Source organism: Actinosynnema sp. NPDC091369 (assembly GCF_044757065.1).
Lineage (GTDB): Bacteria > Actinomycetota > Actinomycetes > Mycobacteriales > Pseudonocardiaceae > Actinosynnema.
Genome location: NZ_JBIVUG010000002.1, coordinates 547,252 through 570,638, shown reverse-complemented (window position 1 = coordinate 570,638; position 23,387 = coordinate 547,252). Strand labels below are relative to the sequence as shown.

Below are 23,387 nucleotides of genomic sequence, written 5' to 3'. Positions count from 1 at the left end.
GATCCGTTCCCGGGAGTGGGCGTTCGGCCGCGGTTCGGCGGTCGTCGGCGCGCAACGCCGGGTCACACCCGCCAGCGGGCCGGGCCCGGGGGTTCGGCGGTCAGGTCCGAGGAGAACGCGGCGGCGATGGCGTCCACGTCCCACGACTCGCGGGTCAGGACCGGCTGCTTGACCGCGTACTGGGAGATCACGTGCAGCTTGTCCGGCAGGAAGCGGATCAGCCGGCTGGTGACGTGCGCGGAACGGTCGCTGAGCAGGTACGTCACCAGAGGGGCCATCCGGTCCGGGGTCTGGTCGGGAGAGCTGATCTCGTCGGCGCGCGGGTCGTGGTCCATCATCGGGGTCCACGCGAGCGGCGCGACGGCGTTCACGCGGACGCCGCGCGCGGCCAGGGCGCCCGCCCACGACAAGGTCAGCGAGGCGACCGCGCCCTTCGACGCCGAGTAGGCCGCCGCGTTCGCGCGGCCCAGCATCGCGCCGGACACGACGTTCACGATCGACCCGCCGCGCAGCACCTTCGCCGCCGCGGTGCCGCAGTACATCGTACCGAGCACGTTCACCTCGACCACGGAGCGCAGCACGTCCGGCTCGTCGTCCCACGGGTCGCCGAAGTGGGTGATGCCCGCGTTGTTCACCAGGCCGTCGACCTGCCCGAACGCCGACGCGCACAGCTCCACGAGCGCCGTCGCGGTCGCCGGGTCGGCCACCGACCCGGTGTGCGCCACCGCCTCGCCGCCCGCGTCCGCGATCGAGGCCGCGACCCGTTCCGCGCCCTCGACGTCGTTCACCACGACCCGCGCGCCCGCCGCGGCCGCGTGCCGCGCGTACGCCTCGCCCAACCCGCGACCGGCACCGGTCACGATCACGGCCTTGCCGTCCAGGTCGCCCACGCCTACCCCCGGTACCCCGCCGTGGCGTCCGCCGCGCGCAGCCGGTCGAGCTCGGCGCGCTCCAGCCGTGCCGTCACCACCCGCGGACCCGCGCCGGCTTCGACCAGCCGCCGCCCGTCCGGGTGCCACACCCCGCTGCCGCCGCACGACCGCCACCCCGGCCCCGCGCCCGCCAGGTTCGCCACCAGCGCGTACATCCGGTGGTCCATCGCGCGGGCCGCGGGGTGCACGTCCAGCCGCCGCTCCTGGCCGTCGGTGTAGAGCGCGGACACCGCGTAGACGTCCGCGCCGCGCCGCGCCATCTCCAGGGCGTGCTCGGGTGCCGCGGCGTCGAAGCACACGGCCAGCGCGACCCGCCAGCCCCGCACGTCCAGCAGGGGCGCGGGTTCGCCCGGCTCGAACAGGTCCCGCTCGGCGCGGCTGAGGTACTGCTTGCCGGCGACCTCGACCCCGCCGTCCGGGCACAGCGCCACCGAGGCGAGCAACCGGCGGCCGTCCGGCGCGGACCAGGCGGCCCCGACGACCGTCGTCACGCCGTGGGCCCGGCTCGCCTCGCGCACCACGTCCAGCCGCGGGTCGTCCGGGGTCGCCCAGGCCGCCGGCTCGGCGAGGCGGCGCAGGTCGTAGCCGGTCAACGACAGCAGGGGGAACAGCAGCAGGTCCGCGTCCGCCGCGTCGGCCACCGCCGCGGCGGCGCGGCGCGCGTTCTCCGCGACGTCACCGGGCACGGGCGCGTGCTGCGCGACGGCGACCACCAACTCGTCGGATTCCACGACGGGGATCATTTCACGCGATCGGGCGATGCGGAGCCGGTCCGGTGAAAAGGGCCGGGGAATGTGGTACACCTGAAGGTTGATTTCGCCGATGAATGGCGGAATGAAGCTGATCCCAGTATATCACAGGGGGCAAGCGTGACAACCGGGGAATTGTCCGCGGAACAACGGCGGATCGCCTTCCTGCACGACCGGCTGGCGGTGGAGCGGGCCGCCGCCCAGGCCGGGCTCGACGCCGCGCTCAAGGACGGCCACGAGCAGCGCTGGCACCGCGAAGTAGCCGTGCGGACGCTGTCCGAGCAGGTCAGCCGCTTGAGCCTGGCCGGCGAGAACCTGTGCTTCGGCCGCATCGACGTCCACGGCGATCGCGTCTACGTCGGCCGCGTCGGCTTGTTCGACGCCGAACACGATTACGAACCGCTGCTGACCGACTGGCGCGCTCCGGCCGCCCGCCCGTTCTACACGGCGACCGCCGCGAACCCGGAGGGCGTGACGCTGCGCCGCCATTTCCGGACCCGGGGGAGGCTCTTGGAGAGCTTCCACGACGACGAACTCCAGCTCACCTCGAAAGCGCTGCTGGACGCGTTGGAAGCACCGCGTTCGGACACCATGCGCGACATCGTGGCCACCATCCAGGCCGAGCAGGACGAGGTGATCCGCCTGCCGCACCGGGGCGTGGTGGTGATCGAGGGCGGTCCGGGCACCGGCAAGACCGCGGTCGCGCTGCACCGCGTGGCCTACCTGCTCTACACGCAGCGTGAGCGGCTGTCCCGCCAGGGCGTGCTCGTCGTCGGCCCGAACCCCGGGTTCCTGGAGTACATCGGCGACGTGCTGCCGTCCCTGGGTGAGACCGACGTCGTGTTCGCCACGCCGGGCGAGCTGTTCCCCGGCGTGCGGACCGAGCGCGAGGACACCCCGGAGGTGCAGGCGCTCAAGGGTGGTCTGTCGGCGCTGGACCTGCTGGCGGAGGCCGTCGCGGACCGGCAGGAGCTGCCCGCCGACCCGATCGGGGTCGAGCTGGAGGACGTCACGGTCCCGGTGACCGCCGCGATCGCCGCCCGGGCCAGGCAGCGGGCGCGGGACGCCGGGCTGCCGCACAACGAGGCCCGGCCCGTGTTCGAGCGGGCCCTGGTGGACGCCCTGGTCGCGCCCGCGCTGGACCTCATCGGCCTGGACTGGCCGGAGCTGGCGGCCGACGTGCGCCGCGAGCTCACCGGGCACCCGGACGTGCGCCGGGCGGTCGACGCGCTGTGGCCGCTGCTCACCCCGCAGGAGCTGCTGGCCGACCTCTACGCGGGTCGGTGCTTCGCCCTCGGCCACCCGGAACTGCACCGGGACGACCCGACCGCGTGGACGGTCTCGGACGTGCCGCTGCTGGACGAGGCCGCCGAGCTGCTGGGTTCCGACGGCACGGCCGAGCGCCGCGCGGCCGAGGAGCGCAGGCGGGCCGTGGAGTACGCGCAGGGCGTGCTGCACGTCATCGACTCCGACGCCGAGATGTACGAGGAGGACCTGCGGGCCGTCGACCTGGTCCACGCCGAGTGGCTGGCCGACCGCCACACCGCCCCCGACCACCGGGTGCTCGCCGAGCGCGCCGCCGTCGACCGCGAGTGGACCTACGGCCACATCGTGGTGGACGAGGCGCAGGAGTTGTCCGAGATGGACTGGCGGGTGCTGGCCCGGCGCGGGCCGAACCGGTCCATGACGATCGTCGGCGACCTGGCCCAGCGGCAATCCGCGGCGGGCGCCCGCGACTGGCGCACGGTGCTGCGACCGCTGGCGGGCGACCGCTGGCAGCACCGCGGCCTCACGGTCAACTACCGCACGCCCGCCGAGATCATGGCCTACGCGGCCGGCGCGCTGGCCGAGGTGGACCCGACCGCCGTGCCGCCGACGTCCGTGCGGCACGGCGAGCCACCGCTGGAGGTCGTCGGCGCCGACCCGGAGTCGTTCCGCCCGGACACCGGCACGTTCGCGGTGATCACACCGACCGGCCCGCTCACGCCCCGCGCGGCCAAGGGGCTGGAGTTCGACACGGTCGTGGTGGTCGACCCCGAGCGCATGTCACCGGCGGAGCGGTACGTCGCCCTGACCCGCGCCACCCGGCGGCTGGTCGTCGTGCGCCGCTGAACGCCCGTGCGCCGGGGACGCGGGCTGCCGCGTCCCCGGCGCACCCCGATCAGGCCGCCGGTTGTGCGGGGCTCTCCCGCCGGCGGGAGCACCGCGCCGCGAACCGCGCGCCCTGATCGCCTGGGTGCACGGCCACGCGCGCCCCTCGAACCGTCACCGGTTGGGCGGCTGCTCGTTCGGCGCGGGCTTGTTGGGCGCCGGTGGCTCGGGCGTGGGCGGGATCGGCGGCTCCGTGGCGGGCGACGGCTCGCGAGGCGGCTGGGGCACCGGCTCCGGCACGGGCACGGGCCTCGGGTCGGGCGGTTGGGGCTGAACCATGGTGACCTCCTTCCCCGCCGGTGTACCCAGAACGCGCGAGTTCTACGTATATGGCCGGAACAATCCGTTGCCGCCATTGTTCGGGACACCCGGGATAGCTGTCGGGCGGAATGGGCGACCACTGTTCGTCATCGGCCGGGAAATGCGGCGCGATATCGTTCTCCGGTTCGCTCGCGACACCGTGATGTGCGCGCGTGCCAGTCGGAAGAGGCTCGGCAAACCGCCTGGCAGCCGGTCCGCGGCGGGTCGTGCCGGGGATTTCCGGCACGACCGCGCCGGCCGCACGGAAGGGGGTGCCGCGGCACCGGGCAGCGCGTTGTGTCCGAGCGAGCGCGGCGCGTCACCGCCGAATTGCGCTCAGCAGGCGCGCGGCGGGTCGGTGACGCGGGCCGGCGCCGGGGTCAGGTTCGGCAGGACCTCCCGGCCGAACAGGCGGATCGCGTCCAGCACGGCGTGGTGGGGGAGACCCCCTATGTCGACCATCACCAGTTGCGCGTCCAGGTGCAGCAGCTCGGTCAACCGGTTCAGCCGCCCGGTCACCTCGGCCGGGTCACCGCACACCGCCGCGCCCTCCATCAGCACGTCCACGTCGACGCCACCGTCACCGCGCCACGGGTCGGCGAACTCCGCGTACGCCGCCAGGTGGGGCCGCCACACCGCACGCGCCTCCGCCGACGTCGGCGCGACGAACACGTGACTGGGCAGCGCCACCCGCCCGCGCCCGCCCATCGCCGCCCGGTAGCGCTCCACCACCGGCCGGTGCGTGCTCGGGTCGCGCAACGTGCTGGGCAGCATCAGCGGCAGCCCCAGCTCCACCGCCAGGTCCGCCGACACCGCCGACCCACTGCCCATCCACACCGACGGGCGCGGCTGCTGCACCGGGCGCGGCCTCGTCGTGACGTCCACCAGCGGGGTGCGGTACTTGCCCTCCCAGGTGACGTGCCGCTCCTCCAGCAGCCGCAGCAGCAGCCGCAGGTTCTCGTCGAACCGCGCCCGCAGGTCGTCCTGCACCCCGAACGCCACGTCCGTGCGCTGCGACACACCCCGCGCCACGATCAGCTCCGCCCGACCCCGCGACAGCACGTCGAGCGTGGCCAGGTTCTCCGCCACCCGCACCGGGTCGTGGTGCGCGAGCAGCGTCACGCCCGTGGACAGCCGCAACGTCGACGTGCGCTCCGCGATGGTCGCCAGCAGCAGCTCCGGCGCGGACACGATGTACCGGGTGAAGTGGTGCTCGCCGATCGCCACCCCGGCGAAACCGGCCTCCTCCGCCACGACGGCCTGCTCCACCACGGCCCGCAGCCGGTCGCACTCGGTGACCTCCCGACCCGTGTACGGGTTGGGCAGGTGGTCGCCCAGGATCAGCAGATACACGTCCATCAGACAATCTTGCACGCTGCGACTACCGTGGCACGCGCCCAGCCCGACCCCGGAGGAGCAGCGGTGACCTCAGCGTTCGTGTCCGACAACCCCGAGCAGTCCCGCTACGAGGTGCGCCTGGACGGCGAGCTGGGCGGCTTCGCCGAGTACACCTCCGCCGACGGCGTGGTCACGTTCACCCACACCGAGGTCGCGATCGAGGGCAAGGGGCTGGGCAGCACCCTGGTCCGGCACGCGCTGGAGGACGTGCGCGCGAAGGGCCTGACCGTCGTGGCGCGGTGCCCGTTCGTGCGCGGCTACCTGGAGAAGCACCCCGAGCTCGCGACCGGCTGACGATCCCCGCGCACCGCCGGGGTTGCCCGTCCGTGTGAATCGTCACAAAGCGGGGTAACAACACGGCTAAGTAGGCGGCTTTTGGTCAACAGTGGTAGCTGATCGTGTCAACATTGCTGATCGTGGCCTCATTCGTCTCTGATCCCCGCCATGATGGTGATGTCGTCGGCAGCAGACACGGTCGACGGGGACGAGGACCGAACACGAGACCGATGAGGTGGGCCTGGCTGTGACCGCTGAGGTGAGCGGAAGTGGCGCGCGGACGGACGGCCCGGCTCGGCAGGCCGGCACGTGGGCGACGGTTCTCCGGCAGGTTCCCCCGGGGGTGTTGCGGCTCGGCGCGCTCGGCGGGCTGCTGATCACGGTCGGCGGCATCGGCGCCGGCTCGGTGCTGCGGCGCGACCCGCTGCTCAGCGGCACGATCCTCAACGCGGTGCGGTACGGCCACGGCCGCGACCTCGCCACCGCCGTGGTGTTCGCCGGCGTGGCGCTGCTGGTCTACTCGTGGGTGCGGCTGGGCCGGATGGTGCGCGCGGGCGAGGTCGGCGGGCGCGGCGTGGTGCTGGCCGCCGCCGCCTGGACCGCACCCATGATCATCGCGCCGCCGCTGTACAGCCGCGACGTCTACAGCTACCTGGCGCAGGGCGCGGTCCTGCTGCGCGGGTACGACCCGTACACGACCGGCGCGTCCGTGCTGCCCCTGCCGCTGGGCGGGAACGTGGCCTCGCTGTGGCAGGACACACCGTCGCCGTACGGTCCGCTGTTCCTCATGCTGGCCAAGTACACGGTCGCGATCACGGGCGACAACGTGATCATCGGCGCGGTCCTCATGCGACTCGCCGTGCTCGGCGGGCTGGTGCTGCTCGCGTGGGCGATGCCCGGCCTGGCCCGGCACCTGGGCGGGCGCACGTCGATCGCGCTGTGGCTGACCGTGGCGAACCCGTTCGTGCTCGCCGTCGGCATCGGCGGCGCGCACAACGACATCCTGATGGTCGGCCTGATGGCGGTCGGCGTGCTGCTGGTGCTGGACGGCAAGCACGTGCGCGGCATCGCGGTGATCGCGCTGGCGGCCGCGGTGAAGGCGACCGCCGTCCTGGTGGTGCCGTTCCTGGTGTGGGTGTGGGTGGCGCGGCTGTCCGGCCCGGCCCGGCAGCGGTTCTTCCAGGCGTGCGCCGTGGGCGGCGTCGCGTTCGCGGGTGTCTTCGCGCTGTCCACGGTCGTCGCCGGGGTCGACCTCGGCTGGATCAACGTGCTGCAGAGCCAGACGCCGCTGCTGACCTGGATGTCGCTGCCCTGCGCCGTCGCCGAGCTGCTGTACCACTCGGTCGGGCGGCACGTGCCGGGCGCCACCTACGAGGGCTTCCTCGGCTTCTTCCGGTCGGCCGGCGTGTTCGTGCTGGCCGCCGTGCTCGTCCGCCAGTGGTGGCTCGCGCGGGCGGGCGGCGTGGACGCCGTGCGCCGCGCCGCCATCGCCCTGCTCGCCGCGTCCGTGCTCGCGCCGTCGGTGCTGCCGTGGTACTTCACCTGGGCCTTGGCGCTCGCCGCCGCGTTCGCCTGGAAGGACAGGTGGCTCGCCGCCGCGGCCGGCTTCTCGGTGTGGATGGTCCTCGTCACGCTCCCCGACGGCACGATCGTCGCCCGGTGGCACTATGGTTCGGCGAACCCCGTCATCTGGTGGTCCTACCTGGCCGTCACCGTCCTCGTCGGCGTGTGGGTGGGCCGCGCCCTCCTGGAGCGGCGACCGGTGTGGTCGCTGGTCAAGGAGCTGAAGGCGCGGGTGAACGAGGCCGATCGGCCGACGCGGGTCGTCGAGCAGGCGCCGCCCGAGGCCGGGCCGGTGCCGCAGGCCGAGGACGACGACGTGACGGACGAGCAGGACGCGTCCGGGAAGCAGCGCGGGAGCACGGGTGGTTGAGCGGTTCGAACAGCGGGTGCTGAGGTTCGCGCCGCTGGTGTTGTGCCTGTCGCTGGGCTGGTACCTCTGGCGGCTCGGCGCGCCGACCGGCTGGGGCATGATCGACCTCAAGGTCTACTGGACCCTCGCGCCGAACCTGCTGACCGACCAGCTCTACACGATCGACATGCCGTTCACGGCCGACTTCCCGCTGCCGTTCACCTACCCGCCGTTCGCGGCCGTGGTGTTCCTGCCGCTGTCGTGGCTGCCGTGGGTGGCCGCGCGGGTCGTGTGGCAGGTGCTGTCGCTGGTGTGCCTCTGGTGGCTGGTGCGCACGGCGCTGGCGCTGGTCGCGGCCAGGTCCGGGCAGCGGTTCGACGGCACGTGGTCGCGCCGCGCGCTGCTGTGGACGGCGCTGGCGCTGTGGTGCGAGCCGGTGCGCAAGACCCTCGACTTCGGGCAGATCAACCTGGTGCTGATCGCCGGCACGTTCGCCGCCGTGGTCGCCACCCGGCACCTGGTGGCGGGGTTCGGCGTCGGTGTCGCGGCGGGCCTGAAGCTGACCCCGGCGATCTCGGTGCTGTACTTCCTGGTGACGCGCCGGTTCAAGGCCGCGCTGTGGACGGCGGTCGGCTTCGCGTTCACCGTGGCCGTCGGGTTCGCCGCCTCCGCGTCGGACTCGTGGCGCTACTGGTTCGAGCTGCTCGGCGCGGCCGACCGGGTCGGCCCGGTGGGGTCGGCGATCAACCAGTCGCTGCGCGGCGCGCTGTCGCGGACGCTGGGCCACGACGTCGGGATGACGTGGCCGTGGCTGCTCGCGGTGGCGGTGTCGGCGGTGCTGACCGGGTTCGCGCTGCGGGTCGCCGTGCGCGCTGGGGACACGCTGGCCACGGTGGTCGCCGTGCAGCTGTTCGGGCTGCTGCTCTCCCCGATCTCGTGGAGCCACCACTGGGTGTGGGTGATCCCGCTGGTGCTGTGGGCCGTCCACGGCGCGCGCCGCACGTGGCCCGTGCTCGCCGTCGCCGCCGCGTGGGTCGTGGTGACCGGCGCGGACCTGATCACGTTCCTGATCGACCAGCAGCCGACCATCTGGGAGATCCCCCGGCCGTGGCCGCTGGCCGCGCTCGGCTGGTGCTACCCGCTGCTGGGGCTGCTGACCCTCGCGGTGATGCCGGCGGCGGTGCGCGCCGAGGGCCGCGAGCAGGCCGGCGCGCCGCTCACCACGACGTCGAAGGCCGAGCCCAGTGTCCCCTGAACCGTCGTCGCCCGTCGTGCGCCTGCTGGGCAACGCGGAGCGGTGGCTGCTGGTCGCCGCGCCGGTGCTGCTGGTGGTGTCGGTCCTGGGCCGCACCTGGACGATCGTCACCGGGTTCGGCAACGAGACGATCGACCTGTACGTGTACTGGGCGCTCGCGCCGCACGTGCTCTCCGGCGACCTCTACGACGTGACCTCGCCGAACTCGCCGCCGGACTTCCCGCTGCCGTTCACCTACCCGCCGTTCGGCGCGCTGGTGTTCCTGCCGATGACGTGGCTGCCGTGGGTCGCCGCGCAGTGGGTGCTGCGGCTGCTGTCGGGGCTGTGCCTGTACTGGATGGTGCGGGTCGCGCTGCGCCTGGTGGCGGGGGAGGGCTGGACGGCGGACGCGGCGCTGTGGCGGCGTCGGGCGCTGCTGTGGACGGCCGTGCTGCTGTGGTTGCAGCCCGTGGTGCACACCTTCGACTTCGGGCAGGTCAACCTGCTGCTGGCGGCGGTGGTGCTGGGTGCGATGACGGCCCGGGACTCGCGGCTCGCGGGCACCGGGATCGGGTTGGCGGCGGGCGTGAAGCTCGTGCCCGCGATCTCCGGGCTGTACTTCCTGGCCACGCGCCGGTTCGCGGCGGCGGTGTGGTCGGTCGTGGCGTTCGCGGTCAGCGTCGGGCTGGGCTTCCTGGCGGACCCGGCGCAGGCCAGGCACTACTGGTTCGAGCTGCTCGGCGCGGCCGACCGGGTCGGTCCGATCGCCACCGCGCACAACCAGTCGTTGCGCGGCGCGTTGTCGCGGACGTTGGGCTACGACGTCGAGATGACGTGGCCGTGGGTGCTCGCGGTGGTCGTGTCGGTCGTGCTCGCGGGGTTCGCGCTGCGGGCGGCGGTGCGCGCGGGCGACGTGCTGATCGGCGTGCTGGTCGTGCAAGTGCTGGGGCTGCTGCTCTCGCCGATCTCGTGGGACCACCACTGGGTGTGGATCGCGCCGCTGCTGATCTGGCTCGTGCACACCCGGATCGCGCCGTGGGCCAAGGGCGTGCTGCTGGTGCTGTGGTGCCCGGTCATGTTCTGGGACGTGATCGCCTTCCAGCTCGACCGGCAGCCCACGATCTGGACGATCCCGAGGCCGGGGTGGCTGTCCGCGATCGGCTGGGCGTACCCGGCGTTGGCGCTGCTCACGCTGGTGGTGGTGCCGTTCGTGGTGCAGGCGGCGGCCGGGCGCGAGCCCGCCGGCGCGACCCGGACCGGCCAAGCCGAGGTTACCGGCAAGTAGTATCCGGGGATGGAGTGGACCGAACCCGGAGTCTTCGAGGTCGCGCCCGGTGTGCACCGGATTCCGCTGCCCCTGCCGAACGACGGGCTGCACACCGTCAACGTGTACGCGATCGAGGACGGCGACGGCCTCGTCCTGATCGACTCCGGCTGGGCGCTGGAGGCCGGCGAGACGGCGCTGGAGTCGGCGCTGGGCGCTCTGGGACGCGGTTTCGAGGACGTCCGCCGCTTCCTGGTCACCCACGTTCACCGCGACCACTACACGATGGCGGTCGCGCTGCGCCGCCGGTTCGGCACGAAGATCGCGCTGGGCGCGGGTGAGCAGCCGTCGCTGGCCAAGGTCATCGGCCGCCGCCGCGACGGCTACCGCGACCTGACCACGTGGGGCGCGCCGCACCTGGCCGAGCGGTGGCGCGTCGTGGTGGAGTCGGTCGAGGAGGCCGAGCTGCGCGACTACGAGGAGCCCGACGAGTGGCTCCACGACTCCGAGCTGGCGCTGGAGAAGCGGGTGCTGCGGGTGCTGCCGACGCCCGGCCACACGCGCGGCCACGTCGTCTTCGTGGACGTCGACTCGTCGCTGCTGTTCGCGGGCGACCACGTGCTGCCGCACATCACCCCGTCGATCGGCTTCGAGCCCGCCCGGCCCGCGCTGCCGCTGGGCGACTACCTGGACTCGCTGCGCCTGGTGCGCGAGTTCCCGGACCTGCGGTTGCTGCCCGCCCACGGCCCCGTCACCGAGTCGAGCCACGCCAGGGTGGACGCGCTGCTCGCGCACCACGAAGACCGCCTGACGGCCACGCTGGACGCCGTGCGCGCGGGCACCGGCACCGCGTTCGAGACCGCGCGCAAGCTGGGCTGGACGCGCCGCAACCGGTCCTTCGCCGACCTCGACCTGTTCAACCAGGTGCTGGCCACCGGTGAGACGGCCGCGCACCTCGACGTGCTGGTGCACCGGGGTCTGCTGACGGCCACCGCGGCCGACGACGGCGTGGTGGCGTACTCGGTCAGCTGAAGTGCTCGGCCAGGGCGGCGGCGAGCACGTCGGGCGCGACGCCGTGCCAGTCGCCGTCCAGGGTGCGGCGGCGGGCGTTCGGCAGGCGTTCGGCCACGCCGTCGGCCCACCCGCGCAGCCGCTCGTCGCTGCCCCTGCTGTCCAGCACGAGCGCCGGCGCGGTGACCGAGGCGAGGTCCGGGGGAGTGCCGGTGATGGTCAGGTCGTAGGAGGTGGTGTGGGCCATCGCCTCCAGCGCGGGCCAGCCCGGTGACTGCCGGATGCCGGCGGTGAACTCCTCCGGTACGCCGCACGCGACCTGGAACCGGATCACCGCGTCACCGCGGCGACCGGCGGCCACCAGGGCGTCGATCTCCTCGCGCGGGTCGGGCCCGGTCGGCTCCTCGAACGACAGCGGCGGCTCCAGCAGCGTCAACGCCCGGATCGGCACCCCGGCCGCCGCCGCGTGCAGGGCCAGCACCGCGCCGGAGGAGAACCCGTGCACGAACGCCGAGCCGCCCGCCGCCTCCACGACCGCCGCCAGGTCCTCCACCTCGCGCTCGATCGCGTACGGGCCCCGGTCGGTGCTCTCGCCCCGGCCGCGCCGGTCGTAGGTGTAGGCCGTGTAGCCGGTCAGCGCCTCGGCGACCGCGGGCATCGGACCACCGCCCCGGAAGCAGCACGCGGCGTCCACCAGCACCACGGCCGGGCCCCCGCCGACCCGCGAGTACCCGATGGTCGTGCCGTCCTTCGAGGTCACCGTGCTCATCAAGACTCCTCCGCGCGGGGACCTGGACGGTACACCCGGCCGGTCTAGCGGGGCAGCTTCACCACGGTCACGAAGAAGTCGTCGATCTGCCGCACGACCTCGATGAACCGGTCGAAGTCGACCGGCTTGGTGACGTAGGCGTTGGCGTGCAGGTTGTAGCTGCGCAGGATGTCCTCCTCCGCCTCCGACGTGGTGAGCACCACCACCGGGATGGGCCGCAGCGTCTCGTCCGCCTTGATCTCGGCCAGCACCTCCCGGCCGTCCATCTTCGGCAGGTTGAGGTCGAGCAGGATCAGCCCCGGCCGCGGCGCGTCCTCGTACTGGCCCTCGCGGCGCAGGAACTCCAGCGCCTCCACGCCGTCGCGCACCACGTGCAGCTGGTTGCGGATCTTGTGGTGCTCGAACGCCTCCTGCGTCATCAACGCGTCGCCGGGGTCGTCTTCCACCAGCAGGACGTCGATCACGTTCAGCGGGTTGCTCATTGCTCGTCGTCCTCTACTGCCGGCAGCGTGAACTTGAAGGTGGTGCCGGGGCCGGTCCCGCTGGTGTCCAGCCAGATCGTGCCACCGTGGTACTCGATGATCTTCCGGCACATGGCCAGCCCGATGCCGGTCCCGGGGTAGTCGTCCTTGTGGTGCAGGCGCTGGAAGATCACGAAGATCCGTTCAGCGTACTCGGTGTCGATCCCGATCCCGTTGTCGCTCACCGTGAACGTCCAGAATTCCCCCGTCCGCTCCACGTCCACCCGCACGTGGGGCGCCTGCTCGCCGTGGAACTTCAGCGCGTTGCTGACCAGGTTGCCGAACACACCGCCCAGCAGCGACTCCTCGCCGCGCACCGTCGGCAGGTCGGCGACCTCGACGGTGGCGCCGGTCCGCTCGATCACCTCGGAGTAGTTGTCCAGCACCTGGGCGACCAGCTCGTCGCAGTCCACCAGGGTCTGCTCGCGGGTGATGCGGCCCACCCGGGAGAACGCCAGCAGGTCGTTGATCAGCACCTGCATCCGCTTCGCGCCGTCGACGGCGAACTTCAGGTACTGCTCGCCGCGCTCGTCGAGCTGGCCGGAGTAGCGCCGCTCCAGCAGCTGGCAGAAGCTCGCCACCTTGCGCAGCGGCTCCTGGAGGTCGTGCGAGGCGACGTAGGCGAACTGCTCCAGCTCGGAGTTGGACCGCCGAAGGTCCTCAAGGTCGGAGAGGATGCGCACGCGCATGGCCTCGACGTCGTCGCCGAGCATCACCGTCTCGCGCGGCCCGCCGGCCTCGACCGGGTGCGCGTAGTCGCCCGACGACACCTGCCGCACGTCCGCGGCCAGCCCGCTCAGCGGCGCGATGACGATCCGGTACAGCATCACCGCCACCCCGGCGATGATCAGCACGAGCAGCAGGCCGAGGCCGCCGAGCAGCCACAGCTGCCGCGCCGCGACCCGGTCCAGCTCGCGCCGCGCGTCGCCGGCCGCCTGCTCCAGCCGGTCGCCCAGCGCGTCGGCCGACGCCCGGACCCGGTCGAACAGCTCCTTGCCGCGGCCCGCGTCGGCCAGGCTCGTCTGCGGCACCCCGGAGCGCCGCACCTGCTCGATCAGCGGCTCGGCGTAGCTCTGCCGCCAGTCGGCGGCCAGCCGGGCCAGCTCGTCCAGGTCGTCCACGAGATCGGGCCGCACCGGGGCGAGCAGCTGCCGGGCGGAGTCGATGTCCCGCTCCTCGACCCGCTGCCCGTCGGTGTAGGGGGTGAGGAAGTCCTCGTTCGCGGTGAGCACGTACCCGCGCACGCCGCTCTCCTGGTCGATCAGCGCGGTGTCGACCTCGCGGACCAGGTTCTCGGCGGGCAGGATCTGGTCCAGCAGCAGCCAGCGTGCCTTCGTGAGACCGGTCATGGACACGCCCAGGCTGCCGATGGAGCCCGCGCACACGAGGATCAGGGTCGCGACGGCCGCGGCCAGCAGCCGGCTCGCGGGCCAGCGGGTGCGGTAGTCCATCAGGCGCGGTCCGAGATCAGCAGCACGGCCATGTCGTCGTCCAGCTCCCCGCCGTTGAGTTCCTTGACCCGGCTGATCAGGTCGTTGAGCAGCGTCTTCGGTGTGCGCGCCCACTCGGGTCTGGTCCGGGTGATCTCGCCGATGAGCCCGATCAGCCGTTCCGAGCCCAACCGCTCGGTGTCGCCGTGCACCCGGCCCTCGACCAGGCCGTCGGTGTAGAGCAGCATCGACCAGCCCGGCGGCAGCGGCACGTCCAGGCCGCTCCACGTGCTGTCGGGCAGCACGCCGAGCGGCAGCCCGGCCCGGTCGCGGGGCAGCTCCACCACCCGGTCGCCGACCAGCAGCATCGGTTCGGGGTGGCCGGCCAGGTACACCCGCGCCCACCGGCGGTCCGGCGAGATCGTGACCATGCACGCGGTGGTGAACAGGCCGGGCTGGTGGCGCTCGTGCTCGAGGATCTGGTGCAGCGTGCGCAGCACCCGCGACGGCTCCTGGTCGGCCAGCACCAGCGCCCGCCACGCGATGCGCAGCAGCACGCCGATCGCGGCCTCGTCCGGGCCGTGCCCGCACACGTCGCCGATCAGCAGTTGCAGCGTGCCGTCGGCGGTGCGGACCACGTCGTAGAAGTCGCCGCCGAGCTGCATCCGGCTGCCGCCGGGCCGGTAGCTGACCTCCCAGTGGATGTCGTCGCCGTGCATGATCGGCGACGGCAGCAGGCCGCGTTCCAGGCGGGTCTTCTCCGCCGCGAGCAGCTGCTCGTCGCGCAGTTGGCGCTGGGTCTCCTCGACCCGCTTGCGGCCGACCGCGTACCGGATGCTGCGGGCCAGGCCCACGCCGTCCACCTGGCCCTTGACCAGGTAGTCCTCCGCGCCCTGGGCCACCGCCTGGGTGCCCTGGTGCTCGTCGTTGAGGCCGGTGAGCACGATGATCGCGACCGGTGCCGGGTTGGCGAGCAGCCTGGTCAGGCCGTCGAGGCCGGTCGTGTCGGGCAGGCCGAGGTCGAGCAGCACGCAGTCCGCCCCGGCCAGCAGGCCCTCGGCTTCCCGCAGGGTCCGCGCCCGGTGCAGGGCGACGTCCGCCTCCCCCTCGTCCAGCAGGGCTTCGACCAGCACGGCGTCGCCCTCGTCGTCCTCGACGAGGAGCACGTTGATCCGGTTCACCGCGGCCCGCGGTGGGGGTAGCCCTGCCACGGGGGAGGAGATTAGTCGAACTCGATCAGGGCGGGGCGACGGCGGTGCGGTGGGGCGCGGTGACGGCCCCGCGGGGCATGACCGAAGATCCTGGCGTGACGTTCTCCCAGATGGTGGCGCTGACGACCCGCTTGCCCCGGCGGGGCCGCGGTTTCTGGTACTCCGTGGCGATCGACCTGCTGTGGCCGCTGGTGGTGCTGTTCGTGCGGATGCGGATGGCGGGCCGGACGAACATCCCCCGGGAGGGTGCGGTGCTGCTCGCGTCCAACCACCTGTCGTTCGCCGACCCGGTGACGTTGACCGCGTTCGCGCTGGCGTCGGGCCGGGTGCCGCGGTACCTGGCCAAGGCGAGCCTGTGGCGGGCGCCGGTCATCGGGTGGGTGATGGCGTCGGGCCGGCACATCCCGGTCGACCGCGACAGCGTGCGGGCCGGCAAGGCGCTGGACAGCGCGCGCACGTCGCTGGACGCGGGCGAGTGCGTGATCGTCTACCCCGAAGGTACCTTCACCAACGACCCCGACGGCTGGCCCATGCGCGGCAAGAACGGCGTCGCGCGGCTGGCGCTGACCACCCGCACGCCCGTCGTGCCGGTGGCGCAGTGGGGCACCCGGGAGCTGCTGCCGCCGGGGAAGTTCCTGCCGCGGCCGTGGCGGAAGGTGACCGTGGTGGCGGGCACGGAGGTCGACCTGTCCGACCTGTACGGGCTGGAGCCGACCAAGGCGGTGCTGGACGAGGCGACCGCGCGGATCATGGGCGCGGTGACCGCGCTGCTCACCGACGTGCGCGAGCTGCCGCACCCCGGCGTGCGGTGACGCGTCAGCGGGTCTTCCCGGCCTTGCCCGAGCGCTCGCGCTCCCACCGCAGGTACTGGCCGGTGACGGTGGAGACGCTGGTGAGCAGCCACACGGCCACGCCCGCGTCGTCGGTGACGCCGATCAGCGGCAGCAGCTCGGGCAGCAGGTCGACCGGGGAGACCAGGTAGACCACGGCGAACGCCCACGTGGCCAGGGTGGAGGTGGGCAGGCCGTAGGTCTTGCGCTCGCGCAGCAGCCGGGGCAGGGCCTTGGCCCGGTCGACGACGTTGCCGACCGGGCGGGGCTCGCCGTTGCGCTCCCAGCGACGCCGCCGGCGCACGACCCACAGCACGCCGGCCGCCACGCCGAGCACGACCAGGCCACCGCCGGCGACCGCGGGAGGCAGGCCGATCAGGTCGTCGTCGCGCCACAGCAGCGTGCTCAGCCCGAGCAGGGTGAAGACCACGCTGAGGAAGATCACACGTCCATGGTAGTGGCGGCGGGGTGCTCGTGCGGGCGGAGCGCACGCCGGGTCACGGCGCGGAAGCGCTCCGCGTCGAGCGGGGCGCGGCGCGAGGGCTTCGCTCAACCACGGTCGCGCCGTGTCCGAAACCCCGATCACCGGCGCCGTGGTCCGGCCGGACGGGCACGTGGCGACGGCGAGCCACAGCGTCCACATCGGACCGAAGGACGGCGTCGCGGTGTCCTCGACCTCGTTGACGCCGGCGTTCGGCCCGTCGGCGCGGGGCGATACCGTGACGATCGTGCGGGACGGGGGCGGGCCTGCCGTGCCGCCGGGGCCGTGACCGAGCAACCCGGTGAGGACCGATGCGCGCTGTGACCGCCGTCCGACGCAAGCCGCCGCGGCGCGGACCGGCGCTGCGGTTGCCCTTCGCCGCGCACATCGCGCTGTGGCTGGTCCTGGGCGTCGCGGTGGCCGCGCTGACCGCGTGGGTGCTGTGGCTGCTGCTGGGGCAACCGACCCTGCGCCCGGCGAACTCCGGACCCGCGACCAGCCAGGAGAAGTTCGACGGGCTCAAGATCGCGCTGACGGTCGTCGGCGGCATCGGCGGTGTCATCGCGCTGACCGTCGCGTACCGCAAGCAGCGGCTCGGCGAGGCCGCGGAGCGCCGTGAGGACACCAAGGCGCACACCGACCGCTTCTGCAAGGCATCGGAGCTGATCGGTTCGTCCCAGGCCGCCGTCCGCCTCGCCGGGATCTACGCCATGGCCGCCCTCGCCGACGACTGGGACGACCACCGGCAGATGTGCGTCGACGTCCTGTGCGCCTACCTCAGGATGCCGTGCGACCCGCCCGCCTCGGCGGCGCCGACACCCGGCAACCGGGGACTCGGGCTGCGCAAACCCCGTCCCGTCACCCGCGTCCCGGCACCTTCCGCCGCTGCGGCCGAGGACCCGCGCGAGGAGCAGCAGGTCCGCCACACCGTCATCCGCGTCATCGCCGCGCACCTGCGGCCCGACGCGCAGGTGCCGTGGCACGGGCGCACGTTCGACTTCACCGGCGCCACGTTCGACGGCGGCGACCTGAGCGGCATCCGGGTCGGGCCGGACACCCGGCTGATCTTCGACGGCGCGACGTTCGCCGGCGGGTACGTGGGCTTCACGGACGTGACCGTGGCCGGCGGGGAGATCGACTTCAAGGGCGCGGCGGTCTCCGCCGGGCACCTCGACTTCGGCGGCTCGTCGGTGTCCGCGGGCGAGGTGGACTTCGACGGCGCGACGATCTCCGGCGGCGAGGTCGACTTCGGGCACGTCGCGGTCAGCGGCGGGCGGTGCTACTTCGGGGACGTGACGGTCTCCGGCGGCCAAGTCCACTTCGCGGGTGGGCTGATCTCGGGCGGGGGGATCGACTTCGGCGGCGCGGTGATCTCCGGCGGTGACCTGCACTTCGCGACCGCCACGATCTCCGGCGGGCACGTCGACTTCGGCGGGGCGGTGATCTCGGGTGGCGAGGTCGACTTCCGCGACGTCACGTTCTCCGGTGGCACGGTGGACTTCGCGGACGCGACGGTCGCCGGCGGACAGGTGCTCTTCGACGGCGCGACGTTCTCCGGCGGCACGGTGAACGTGCCGGCCGGCGTGCGGCTGCCGTCACCGCCCGGCTCGGGCGCGCCCGGTCACTGAGGCGGCGAGGCGTTGCGGGCCTTGGCGGCGCGTTGCACCTCTGCCAGGTCCGCGGCGGTCACCAGGCGCACCTCCGCGGCACGGCGGGCGACCGCGAACCGCGTGTTCTGCAACCGGCCCGCGTGCGGTGACCGGAACGGGTCGTCCGCCGCGCCGAACGCGATCGCGGAGATCGCCCGGATCGCGTCGTCCACCCGTTGCGGCCGGTGCAGGTTCCACGCGTAGCCGTGCCACTCGCGGACCCGTTCGAAGATCTCCCGGTTCGACGGCGGCCGGGGGTAGTCGTCCGCGCCGACCAGCCACGGCTCGCACAGCGCCAGCGCGACGAACCAGTCCCGCCCGCCGCGCACCAGCCCCGGACCGGTCCGGGTGTCGTCGCCGCCCGCCCCGGACGGCACCTCCGGGGCCGCGGCCGCGTGCTCCACGTCGACGGTGAGCTGGAGGTCGGCGAACCCGTCGCCCGCGCCGGTGCGGCCCAGCAGCAGCACCAGCTGGTTCTCCCCGGCGTCCAGCAACGCCGACGCCGACCGGGTCAGGATCACCCGCCGTGCGCCGCCCGGCGCGTCGAACAGGCTGGACAGCTGCGCCTCGCCCGCGCCGAGCCACGTCAGCGACACCACGTCCGCGCCGACCGCCAGCTCGCCGACGAGCCGCGACACGTGCGGCGCGCAGTCCGGCAGCGCCACCACCACCCGTCCCGGCCGGGTCGGGCCGACCACGGCGTGCGGCGCGCGGCCGAACAGCAACGACTCGCCCGGCCCCAGCACCACCGAGGCCAGGCCCGCGCCGCGCACCACCACCCTCGGCACGGCGCTACTCCGGGCAGCCGGGCGGGTCGCCCCGGTCCGGCCCCAGCTCGCGCCACTCGTCGGCCAGCGACTCCCGGTCGAGCGCGCCGCACAGCACCTCGACCGCGTGGTCGGGTTCGAGGTCCCACAGGCGGGCGGTGCCGTCGACGCCGACCGACGCGACGCGCCCGCCGGCCGGGTCGAACGCGACGTCGTTGAGGTCGCCGCCGTGCCGGTCCAGCCGCGCCAGTTGCCGCGCCTCCCGGACGTCCCACACCCGCACCACGCTGTCCCGGCTCGCGGTGGCCAGCGTCCGGCCGTCCGGGCTCCACGCCACCTGCCGCACCGGCACGTCGTGGCCGGTGAGCGTGCCGATCGCGGCGCGGTCCCCGGTCCGCCACAGCCGCACCAGCCGGTCGCCGCCGCCGGTGGCCAGCACCGAGCCGTCCGGGCTGAACTCGGCGTGCGTCGCGATGCCGTCGTGGCCGGGCAGGAGGGTCCACGGCGCGCCGGGGTCCGCCAGGTCCCACAGCCCGATCCGGCCGCCCGCCAGCGCCACCGCGAGCGTGCGGCCGTCCGGGTGGAACGCCAGACCGGTCGGGTAGTTCGGCTCGACCCCGTTGACCGGGGTGTTGCGCGGTTCCCCGGCCGTCTCGCGGCGGTGCACCAGCTCCAGGTCCGCGGCGTCGAACAGGAGCACCTCGTCGCGGTCGCCCTTCGTCCCGGTCGGGTTGCGGCCGGCGACGGCGATCGTGCGGCCGTCCGGGCTGAACCGCACCGCGGTGAACTCGGTGCCGGGCCGGGCGACCCGCCGCGCCCGCGCGCCCGTCGCCGCGGTCCACACCACGAGCGTGCCGTCCTCGGCCACGGTGGCCAGCTCGGCGCCGTCCGGGCTGAACGCCACGTCGTACACGTCGTCGTCGTGGCCCTTCACCTCGTGCACCAGCCGCCCTGCGCGGTGGTCCCACAACCGCACCATGCCGTTGCCGCTGGTGGTGGCCAGCAGCCTGCCGCCGGGCTGGAACGCCGTGCCGAGCAGGACGGCGTCACGCGGGCCCAGGGTGGTGCCCTGGTAGGACCACACGGTGATCGCGCCGGTGGAGTCGGAGCTGAGCAGGGTGTGCCCGTCGGCGGCCATGGCCAGGGCGAACGTGGTCACCGACCCGGTCGCGTACTGGGTGATCACGTCCCCGGTCGCCAGGTCCCACGAGTAGACGCTCGTCCCCACCGCGCCCGCCACCACGGCCGAGCCGGACGGCGTGAACGCGACCGAGCTCATCCCCGTCTCGGGCGGCTCGAACACGGTGCGCGTGGTCCAGGTCGCGGTGTCCCACAACCGGATCGTCGCGTCCAACCCGGTGCCGGCCAGCAGCCCGCCGTCGGGCGCGAACGCGATCGACTGCACCTCGGCGGTGTGCCCGGTCAGGGTGGCGACCCGCGTGCCGTCGCCCACCCGGTACACGTGCACGTCGTCGCCCGCAGTGGCCGCGACCAGCTTCGCGTCCGGGGAGATCACCATCCGGATCGACGGTTCGGCGGTGAACACGGCCTGCTCGGTGAACCCCGCCGTCTCCCACACCACCACGCCGCGATCGGTGTAGGCGGCCAGCGCGCGGCCGTCCGGCGTGAGCGCCGCGTCGACCGCTTCGCCCGGCACGGTGAACACCCGCTTGCGCGCCGGCACGTCCCACAGCTCGACCTTCGCGGAGAGCGCGTCGGCCGTCGCGAGCAGCCGGCCGTCGGTGCTCATCACCGCCGTGCGGTACCAACTGCCCTTGTCGTCCAGCACGGCCGCTTCGCGGCGGGAGGGCAGGTCCCAGAGCCGCAGCGTGCCGTCGCGGCCCCCGGACACGGCGACCGAGCCGTCACCGCTGACCGCGAGCGCGTTGATCGCGCCGACGTGCCCCGTCATCCGGCCGCGGTAGGCGTCGGTGATCGCGGACAGCAGCGCGCTGCGGCCCTCGACGGTCGGGCTCGCCTGCCACGCGCCGAGCGCGGCCAGCGCGGCCCGCCGCGGGTTCACCGTCCGGGCCAGCGCCGCCTCCGCCGCCAACTGCCGCGACAGGTTCTGCTGCCGCCCGGTGTCGGCCCGGTCCCGCTCGGCCTGCGCCGTCCGCTGGGACCGGGTCGCCACGACGACCGCGACCGACGCGACCACGAGCAGCGCGCTCAACGCGACCGCGAGGCCGCGCAACCGGTTCGTGCGCCGCCGCGCCGCGACCTGGCCCGCGTGCTCGGCGGCCGTCGACCGGGCCAGGAACTCCCGCTCCACCGGCTGCAACCGCACCCGGTCCCGCGCGGAGTCCAGCCACGCGGTCAGCGACGCCAACCGCACGCCCCGGTACAGGTCGTCGTCGTGCCGCCCGGACTCCGCCCACGCCCGCACCGAGTCGGTGAACCGGCGGTGCTGCACCAGTCCCGCGCGGTCCTCCTCGATCCAGTCCCGCAGGCGGGGCCACGCGGTGAACAGCGCCTCGTGGCTCAGCCGCGCGCCCGACCCGTCCGCGGTGACCAGCCGGGCCGCGATCAGCCGGTCCAGCACGTGCCGCTGCGCGGCGAACTCCGCCGGGTCGACCCGCCGGCGGACCACCGCGCCGTCGTCCAGCACCGCGACCAGCCGCAGCAGGATCGCCCGCAACGCCTGCCGCCCCGCCGGGTCGAGCGCGGCGTGGATCTCCTCGGCGGTGCGCGACACCGCGCCGTCGATGCCGCCCGCGCGGCGGTAGGCGGCCAGCGTCAGCACCGGGCCGTCGCGGTGCAGCCACGACTCGCGCAGCGCGTGCGCCAGCCGGGGCAGCGCGCCGGGGTCGTAGCCGATCTCGCCGCGCACGCCCAGGTCGGCGATCATCCGCTCGGGCAGGCCCGGTTCGACCTCCACCCCGAAGTCCTGGGCGGGGCTGACGATCGCCTGCCGCAGCCCGGTCGCGTCCAGCGGGCCCAGCAGCACGGGCGCGGCCAGCGCGGGCCGCAGCGGCGCCAGCTCGATGCACCGGTCGACCAGGTCGGCCCGCACGGCCAGCACGACGAGCGCCGGCCGTGCCGCGGTCAGCGCGGCGGTGAACGCCAGCCGGTCCGCCTCGGGCGCGTTGAAGACCTCTTCGAACTGGTCGACCACGATCACCGGCCGGGTCGTGCCCTCGCACCGCTCGCCGAACCGCAGCGGTGACTCCCGGATCACCCGCGCCCACTCCGCAGCGTCGACGGCGGTGCGCGCGGCCATCGCGGCGGCGAGGTTGCCGACCGGGTCCACACCCGGCGTCAGCACGACCTGCGGCCACGTGTCGTCGTCGGCGCCGGCCAGGGCGGGCAGCAGGCCGGCCTTCAGCACGGACGACTTGCCCGCGCCCGAAGCGCCGACCAGCACCACGGGCTCGCCACCGCGCACCTGTTCGGCCAGCCGGACCAGCAGTTCGGTGACGACGTGCGCGCGGCCGTGGAACAGCGCCGCGTCGGCCTGCTCGAAGCCGCTCAGACCGGGGTACGGGCCGGCGGGCGGCCGGGGGTGCGCGTGCGGGGGCCTGGTGGTGGAGCGCAGGATCGCCCGCACCAGCCGGCCCTGGTCGTCGCCCGGACCGGGCGACGTGGGCGCGGCGGCCCGCGCGGTGTCCCCGGCGAACGCGGCGGCCCGCGCCGCCGCGATCAGCGCCGTCGCGGACTCGAACCGCCGGGCCGGGTCCTTCGCCAGGCCGCGCAGCACCACGGCGTCCAGCTCCGGGGTGATGGTGGGGCTGAACACCGACGGCGCGGGCGGCGGTTGCAGCAGGTGCGCGGCGACCTTGGCGGCCGGGTCGGCGGCGGGGTGCGGCAGCCGGCCGGTGAGGCACTCGAACAGCACGCACGCCAACGAGTACTGGTCCGCGCGGCCGTCGACCGGGCCACCGGACAGGCGTTCCGGCGCGAGGTAGTCCCACGAGCCGACGAGGTCGCCGGACCGGGTCAGGGCGGTGGCCTCGGGCGAGGTCTCCCGGGCGATGCCGAAGTCGGCCAGGTAGGCGTGGTCGTCGGCGGCGATCAGGATGTTGGACGGCTTGACGTCCCGGTGGACCAGGCCGTGCGCGTGGGCGGCGTCCAGCGCGGAGGCGACCTGCTCGAGGAGGTCCAGCGCCCGCACCGGGTCCATCCCGCCCGTGCCCAGCGCGCGGCGCAGGTCCGTGCCCTCGACCAGCATCATGTCGAGGAACAGGTGGCCGTCGACCTCGCCGAAGTCGTGGACCGGGATCACGTGGGGGTGGCTCAGCGCGGCGGCGATGCGCGACTCGCGCTGGAACCGCGCGCGGTACTGGTGGTCGGTCGCGGAGGGGGAGAGGCGCTTGAGGGCGACGACCCGGTCGTTGACGGTGTCGCGGGCGCGGTGCACGACGCCCATGCCGCCCTGCCCGAGCAGGTCGAGGACTTCGTAGCGCCCGAAGTTCGCTAAGCCCGACGCCGCCTCCATGACAGCCCCCTCACCTCGGCCGTCCAGCACCTTACTGGGCCGGGCTCGGCGGTCGGCCGGGTTCGCA

Annotated in this window: 20 protein-coding genes; 9 read left to right on the top strand and 11 right to left on the bottom strand. The window is 74.0% G+C overall.

The genetic code is table 11. The features are described from left to right. Positions 1-62: 62 nt before the first annotated feature. Positions 63-890, bottom strand: coding sequence for an SDR family NAD(P)-dependent oxidoreductase (locus tag ACIQMJ_RS10775; protein ID WP_499760726.1), 828 nt, complete (start codon positions 888-890; stop codon positions 63-65). Positions 891-892: 2 nt separating this feature from the next. Then, on the bottom strand, positions 893-1,663 hold the full coding sequence (locus ACIQMJ_RS10770; RefSeq protein ID WP_499760725.1) for a carbon-nitrogen hydrolase family protein: 771 nt from the start codon (positions 1,661-1,663) through the stop codon (positions 893-895). A 138-nt stretch (positions 1,664-1,801) separates the two neighbouring features. On the opposite strand from ACIQMJ_RS10770, the gene ACIQMJ_RS10765 reads away from it, so the two are divergent. Continuing rightward, the gene (locus ACIQMJ_RS10765; protein ID WP_499760724.1) at positions 1,802-3,793 is read left to right on the top strand and encodes a UvrD-helicase domain-containing protein; all 1,992 of its coding nucleotides are present in this window, start codon (positions 1,802-1,804) and stop codon (positions 3,791-3,793) included. 153 nt (positions 3,794-3,946) lie between these two features. Here ACIQMJ_RS10765 and ACIQMJ_RS10760 read toward each other — a convergent pair whose 3' ends face one another. Both ACIQMJ_RS10760 and ACIQMJ_RS10755 read right to left on the bottom strand, forming a co-directional pair. Continuing rightward, positions 3,947-4,111, bottom strand: a complete 165-nt coding sequence (locus ACIQMJ_RS10760; protein ID WP_499760723.1) for a hypothetical protein — start codon at positions 4,109-4,111, stop codon at positions 3,947-3,949. Between the two features lie 357 nt (positions 4,112-4,468). Then, on the bottom strand, positions 4,469-5,491 hold the full coding sequence (locus tag ACIQMJ_RS10755) for an LLM class flavin-dependent oxidoreductase (RefSeq protein ID WP_499760722.1): 1,023 nt from the start codon (positions 5,489-5,491) through the stop codon (positions 4,469-4,471). A gap of 63 nt (positions 5,492-5,554) precedes the next feature. Here ACIQMJ_RS10755 and ACIQMJ_RS10750 point away from each other — a divergent pair, with 63 nt between their 5' ends. The 5 genes from ACIQMJ_RS10750 (at position 5,555) to ACIQMJ_RS10730 (ending at position 11,248) form a co-directional block, all read left to right on the top strand. Next, positions 5,555-5,824, top strand: coding sequence for a GNAT family N-acetyltransferase (locus ACIQMJ_RS10750; RefSeq protein WP_499760721.1), 270 nt, complete (start codon positions 5,555-5,557; stop codon positions 5,822-5,824). A 229-nt stretch (positions 5,825-6,053) separates the two neighbouring features. Next, positions 6,054-7,739 (top strand): polyprenol phosphomannose-dependent alpha 1,6 mannosyltransferase MptB, encoded by a 1,686-nt coding sequence (gene mptB / locus ACIQMJ_RS10745; protein WP_499760720.1) that lies wholly within the window; start codon positions 6,054-6,056, stop codon positions 7,737-7,739. Then, positions 7,732-8,973: a mannosyltransferase gene (locus tag ACIQMJ_RS10740; RefSeq protein ID WP_499760719.1), complete on the top strand. Its 1,242-nt coding sequence runs from the start codon at positions 7,732-7,734 to the stop codon at positions 8,971-8,973. The genes mptB and ACIQMJ_RS10740 overlap by 8 nt, the downstream gene beginning before the upstream one ends. Further along, the gene (locus tag ACIQMJ_RS10735; RefSeq protein ID WP_499760718.1) at positions 8,963-10,237 is read left to right on the top strand and encodes a glycosyltransferase 87 family protein; all 1,275 of its coding nucleotides are present in this window, start codon (positions 8,963-8,965) and stop codon (positions 10,235-10,237) included. Before ACIQMJ_RS10740 ends, ACIQMJ_RS10735 begins: the two co-directional genes overlap by 11 nt. A gap of 9 nt (positions 10,238-10,246) precedes the next feature. After that, positions 10,247-11,248: an MBL fold metallo-hydrolase gene (locus tag ACIQMJ_RS10730; RefSeq protein ID WP_499760717.1), complete on the top strand. Its 1,002-nt coding sequence runs from the start codon at positions 10,247-10,249 to the stop codon at positions 11,246-11,248. Here the strand turns inward: ACIQMJ_RS10730 and ACIQMJ_RS10725 are convergent. From ACIQMJ_RS10725 to ACIQMJ_RS10710, 4 genes are read right to left on the bottom strand one after another with little or no spacing between them, the layout of a single operon-like run. Then, on the bottom strand, positions 11,241-11,996 hold the full coding sequence (locus ACIQMJ_RS10725) for an alpha/beta fold hydrolase (RefSeq protein WP_499760716.1): 756 nt from the start codon (positions 11,994-11,996) through the stop codon (positions 11,241-11,243). The genes ACIQMJ_RS10730 and ACIQMJ_RS10725 overlap by 8 nt on opposite strands. Before the next feature lie 44 nt (positions 11,997-12,040). Further along, positions 12,041-12,478 (bottom strand): response regulator, encoded by a 438-nt coding sequence (locus ACIQMJ_RS10720; RefSeq protein WP_499760715.1) that lies wholly within the window; start codon positions 12,476-12,478, stop codon positions 12,041-12,043. Then, a complete protein-coding gene (locus ACIQMJ_RS10715; protein ID WP_499760714.1) occupies positions 12,475-13,968 on the bottom strand; it encodes a sensor histidine kinase in 1,494 nt (497 codons plus the stop codon). The genes ACIQMJ_RS10720 and ACIQMJ_RS10715 overlap by 4 nt, the downstream gene beginning before the upstream one ends. Next, positions 13,968-15,158 carry a PP2C family protein-serine/threonine phosphatase gene (locus ACIQMJ_RS10710; RefSeq protein ID WP_499760713.1) on the bottom strand — a complete coding sequence of 397 codons (1,191 nt, stop codon included), beginning with the start codon at positions 15,156-15,158 and terminating at the stop codon, positions 13,968-13,970. The genes ACIQMJ_RS10715 and ACIQMJ_RS10710 overlap by 1 nt, the downstream gene beginning before the upstream one ends. Positions 15,159-15,268: 110 nt before the next feature. Between ACIQMJ_RS10710 and ACIQMJ_RS10705 the strand changes: the two genes are divergently transcribed. Further along, entirely contained in the window at positions 15,269-15,970 is a 702-nt protein-coding gene (locus ACIQMJ_RS10705; protein ID WP_499761061.1) for a lysophospholipid acyltransferase family protein, read from the top strand. A gap of 4 nt (positions 15,971-15,974) precedes the next feature. Here ACIQMJ_RS10705 and ACIQMJ_RS10700 read toward each other — a convergent pair whose 3' ends face one another. After that, the gene (locus tag ACIQMJ_RS10700; protein ID WP_499760712.1) at positions 15,975-16,433 is read right to left on the bottom strand and encodes a YkvA family protein; all 459 of its coding nucleotides are present in this window, start codon (positions 16,431-16,433) and stop codon (positions 15,975-15,977) included. A gap of 121 nt (positions 16,434-16,554) precedes the next feature. Here ACIQMJ_RS10700 and ACIQMJ_RS10695 point away from each other — a divergent pair, with 121 nt between their 5' ends. Both ACIQMJ_RS10695 and ACIQMJ_RS10690 read left to right on the top strand, forming a co-directional pair. Further along, the gene (locus ACIQMJ_RS10695) at positions 16,555-16,758 is read left to right on the top strand and encodes a hypothetical protein (RefSeq protein WP_499760711.1); all 204 of its coding nucleotides are present in this window, start codon (positions 16,555-16,557) and stop codon (positions 16,756-16,758) included. Positions 16,759-16,789: 31 nt separating this feature from the next. Further along, the gene (locus ACIQMJ_RS10690) at positions 16,790-18,097 is read left to right on the top strand and encodes a hypothetical protein (protein WP_499760710.1); all 1,308 of its coding nucleotides are present in this window, start codon (positions 16,790-16,792) and stop codon (positions 18,095-18,097) included. On the opposite strand, the gene ACIQMJ_RS10685 is transcribed toward ACIQMJ_RS10690, so the two are convergent. After that, positions 18,091-18,906, bottom strand: coding sequence for a hypothetical protein (locus tag ACIQMJ_RS10685; protein ID WP_499760709.1), 816 nt, complete (start codon positions 18,904-18,906; stop codon positions 18,091-18,093). The genes ACIQMJ_RS10690 and ACIQMJ_RS10685 overlap by 7 nt on opposite strands. 4 nt (positions 18,907-18,910) lie before the next feature. After that, positions 18,911-23,320: an nSTAND1 domain-containing NTPase gene (locus ACIQMJ_RS10680; protein WP_499760708.1), complete on the bottom strand. Its 4,410-nt coding sequence runs from the start codon at positions 23,318-23,320 to the stop codon at positions 18,911-18,913. Positions 23,321-23,387: the final 67 nt, after the last annotated feature.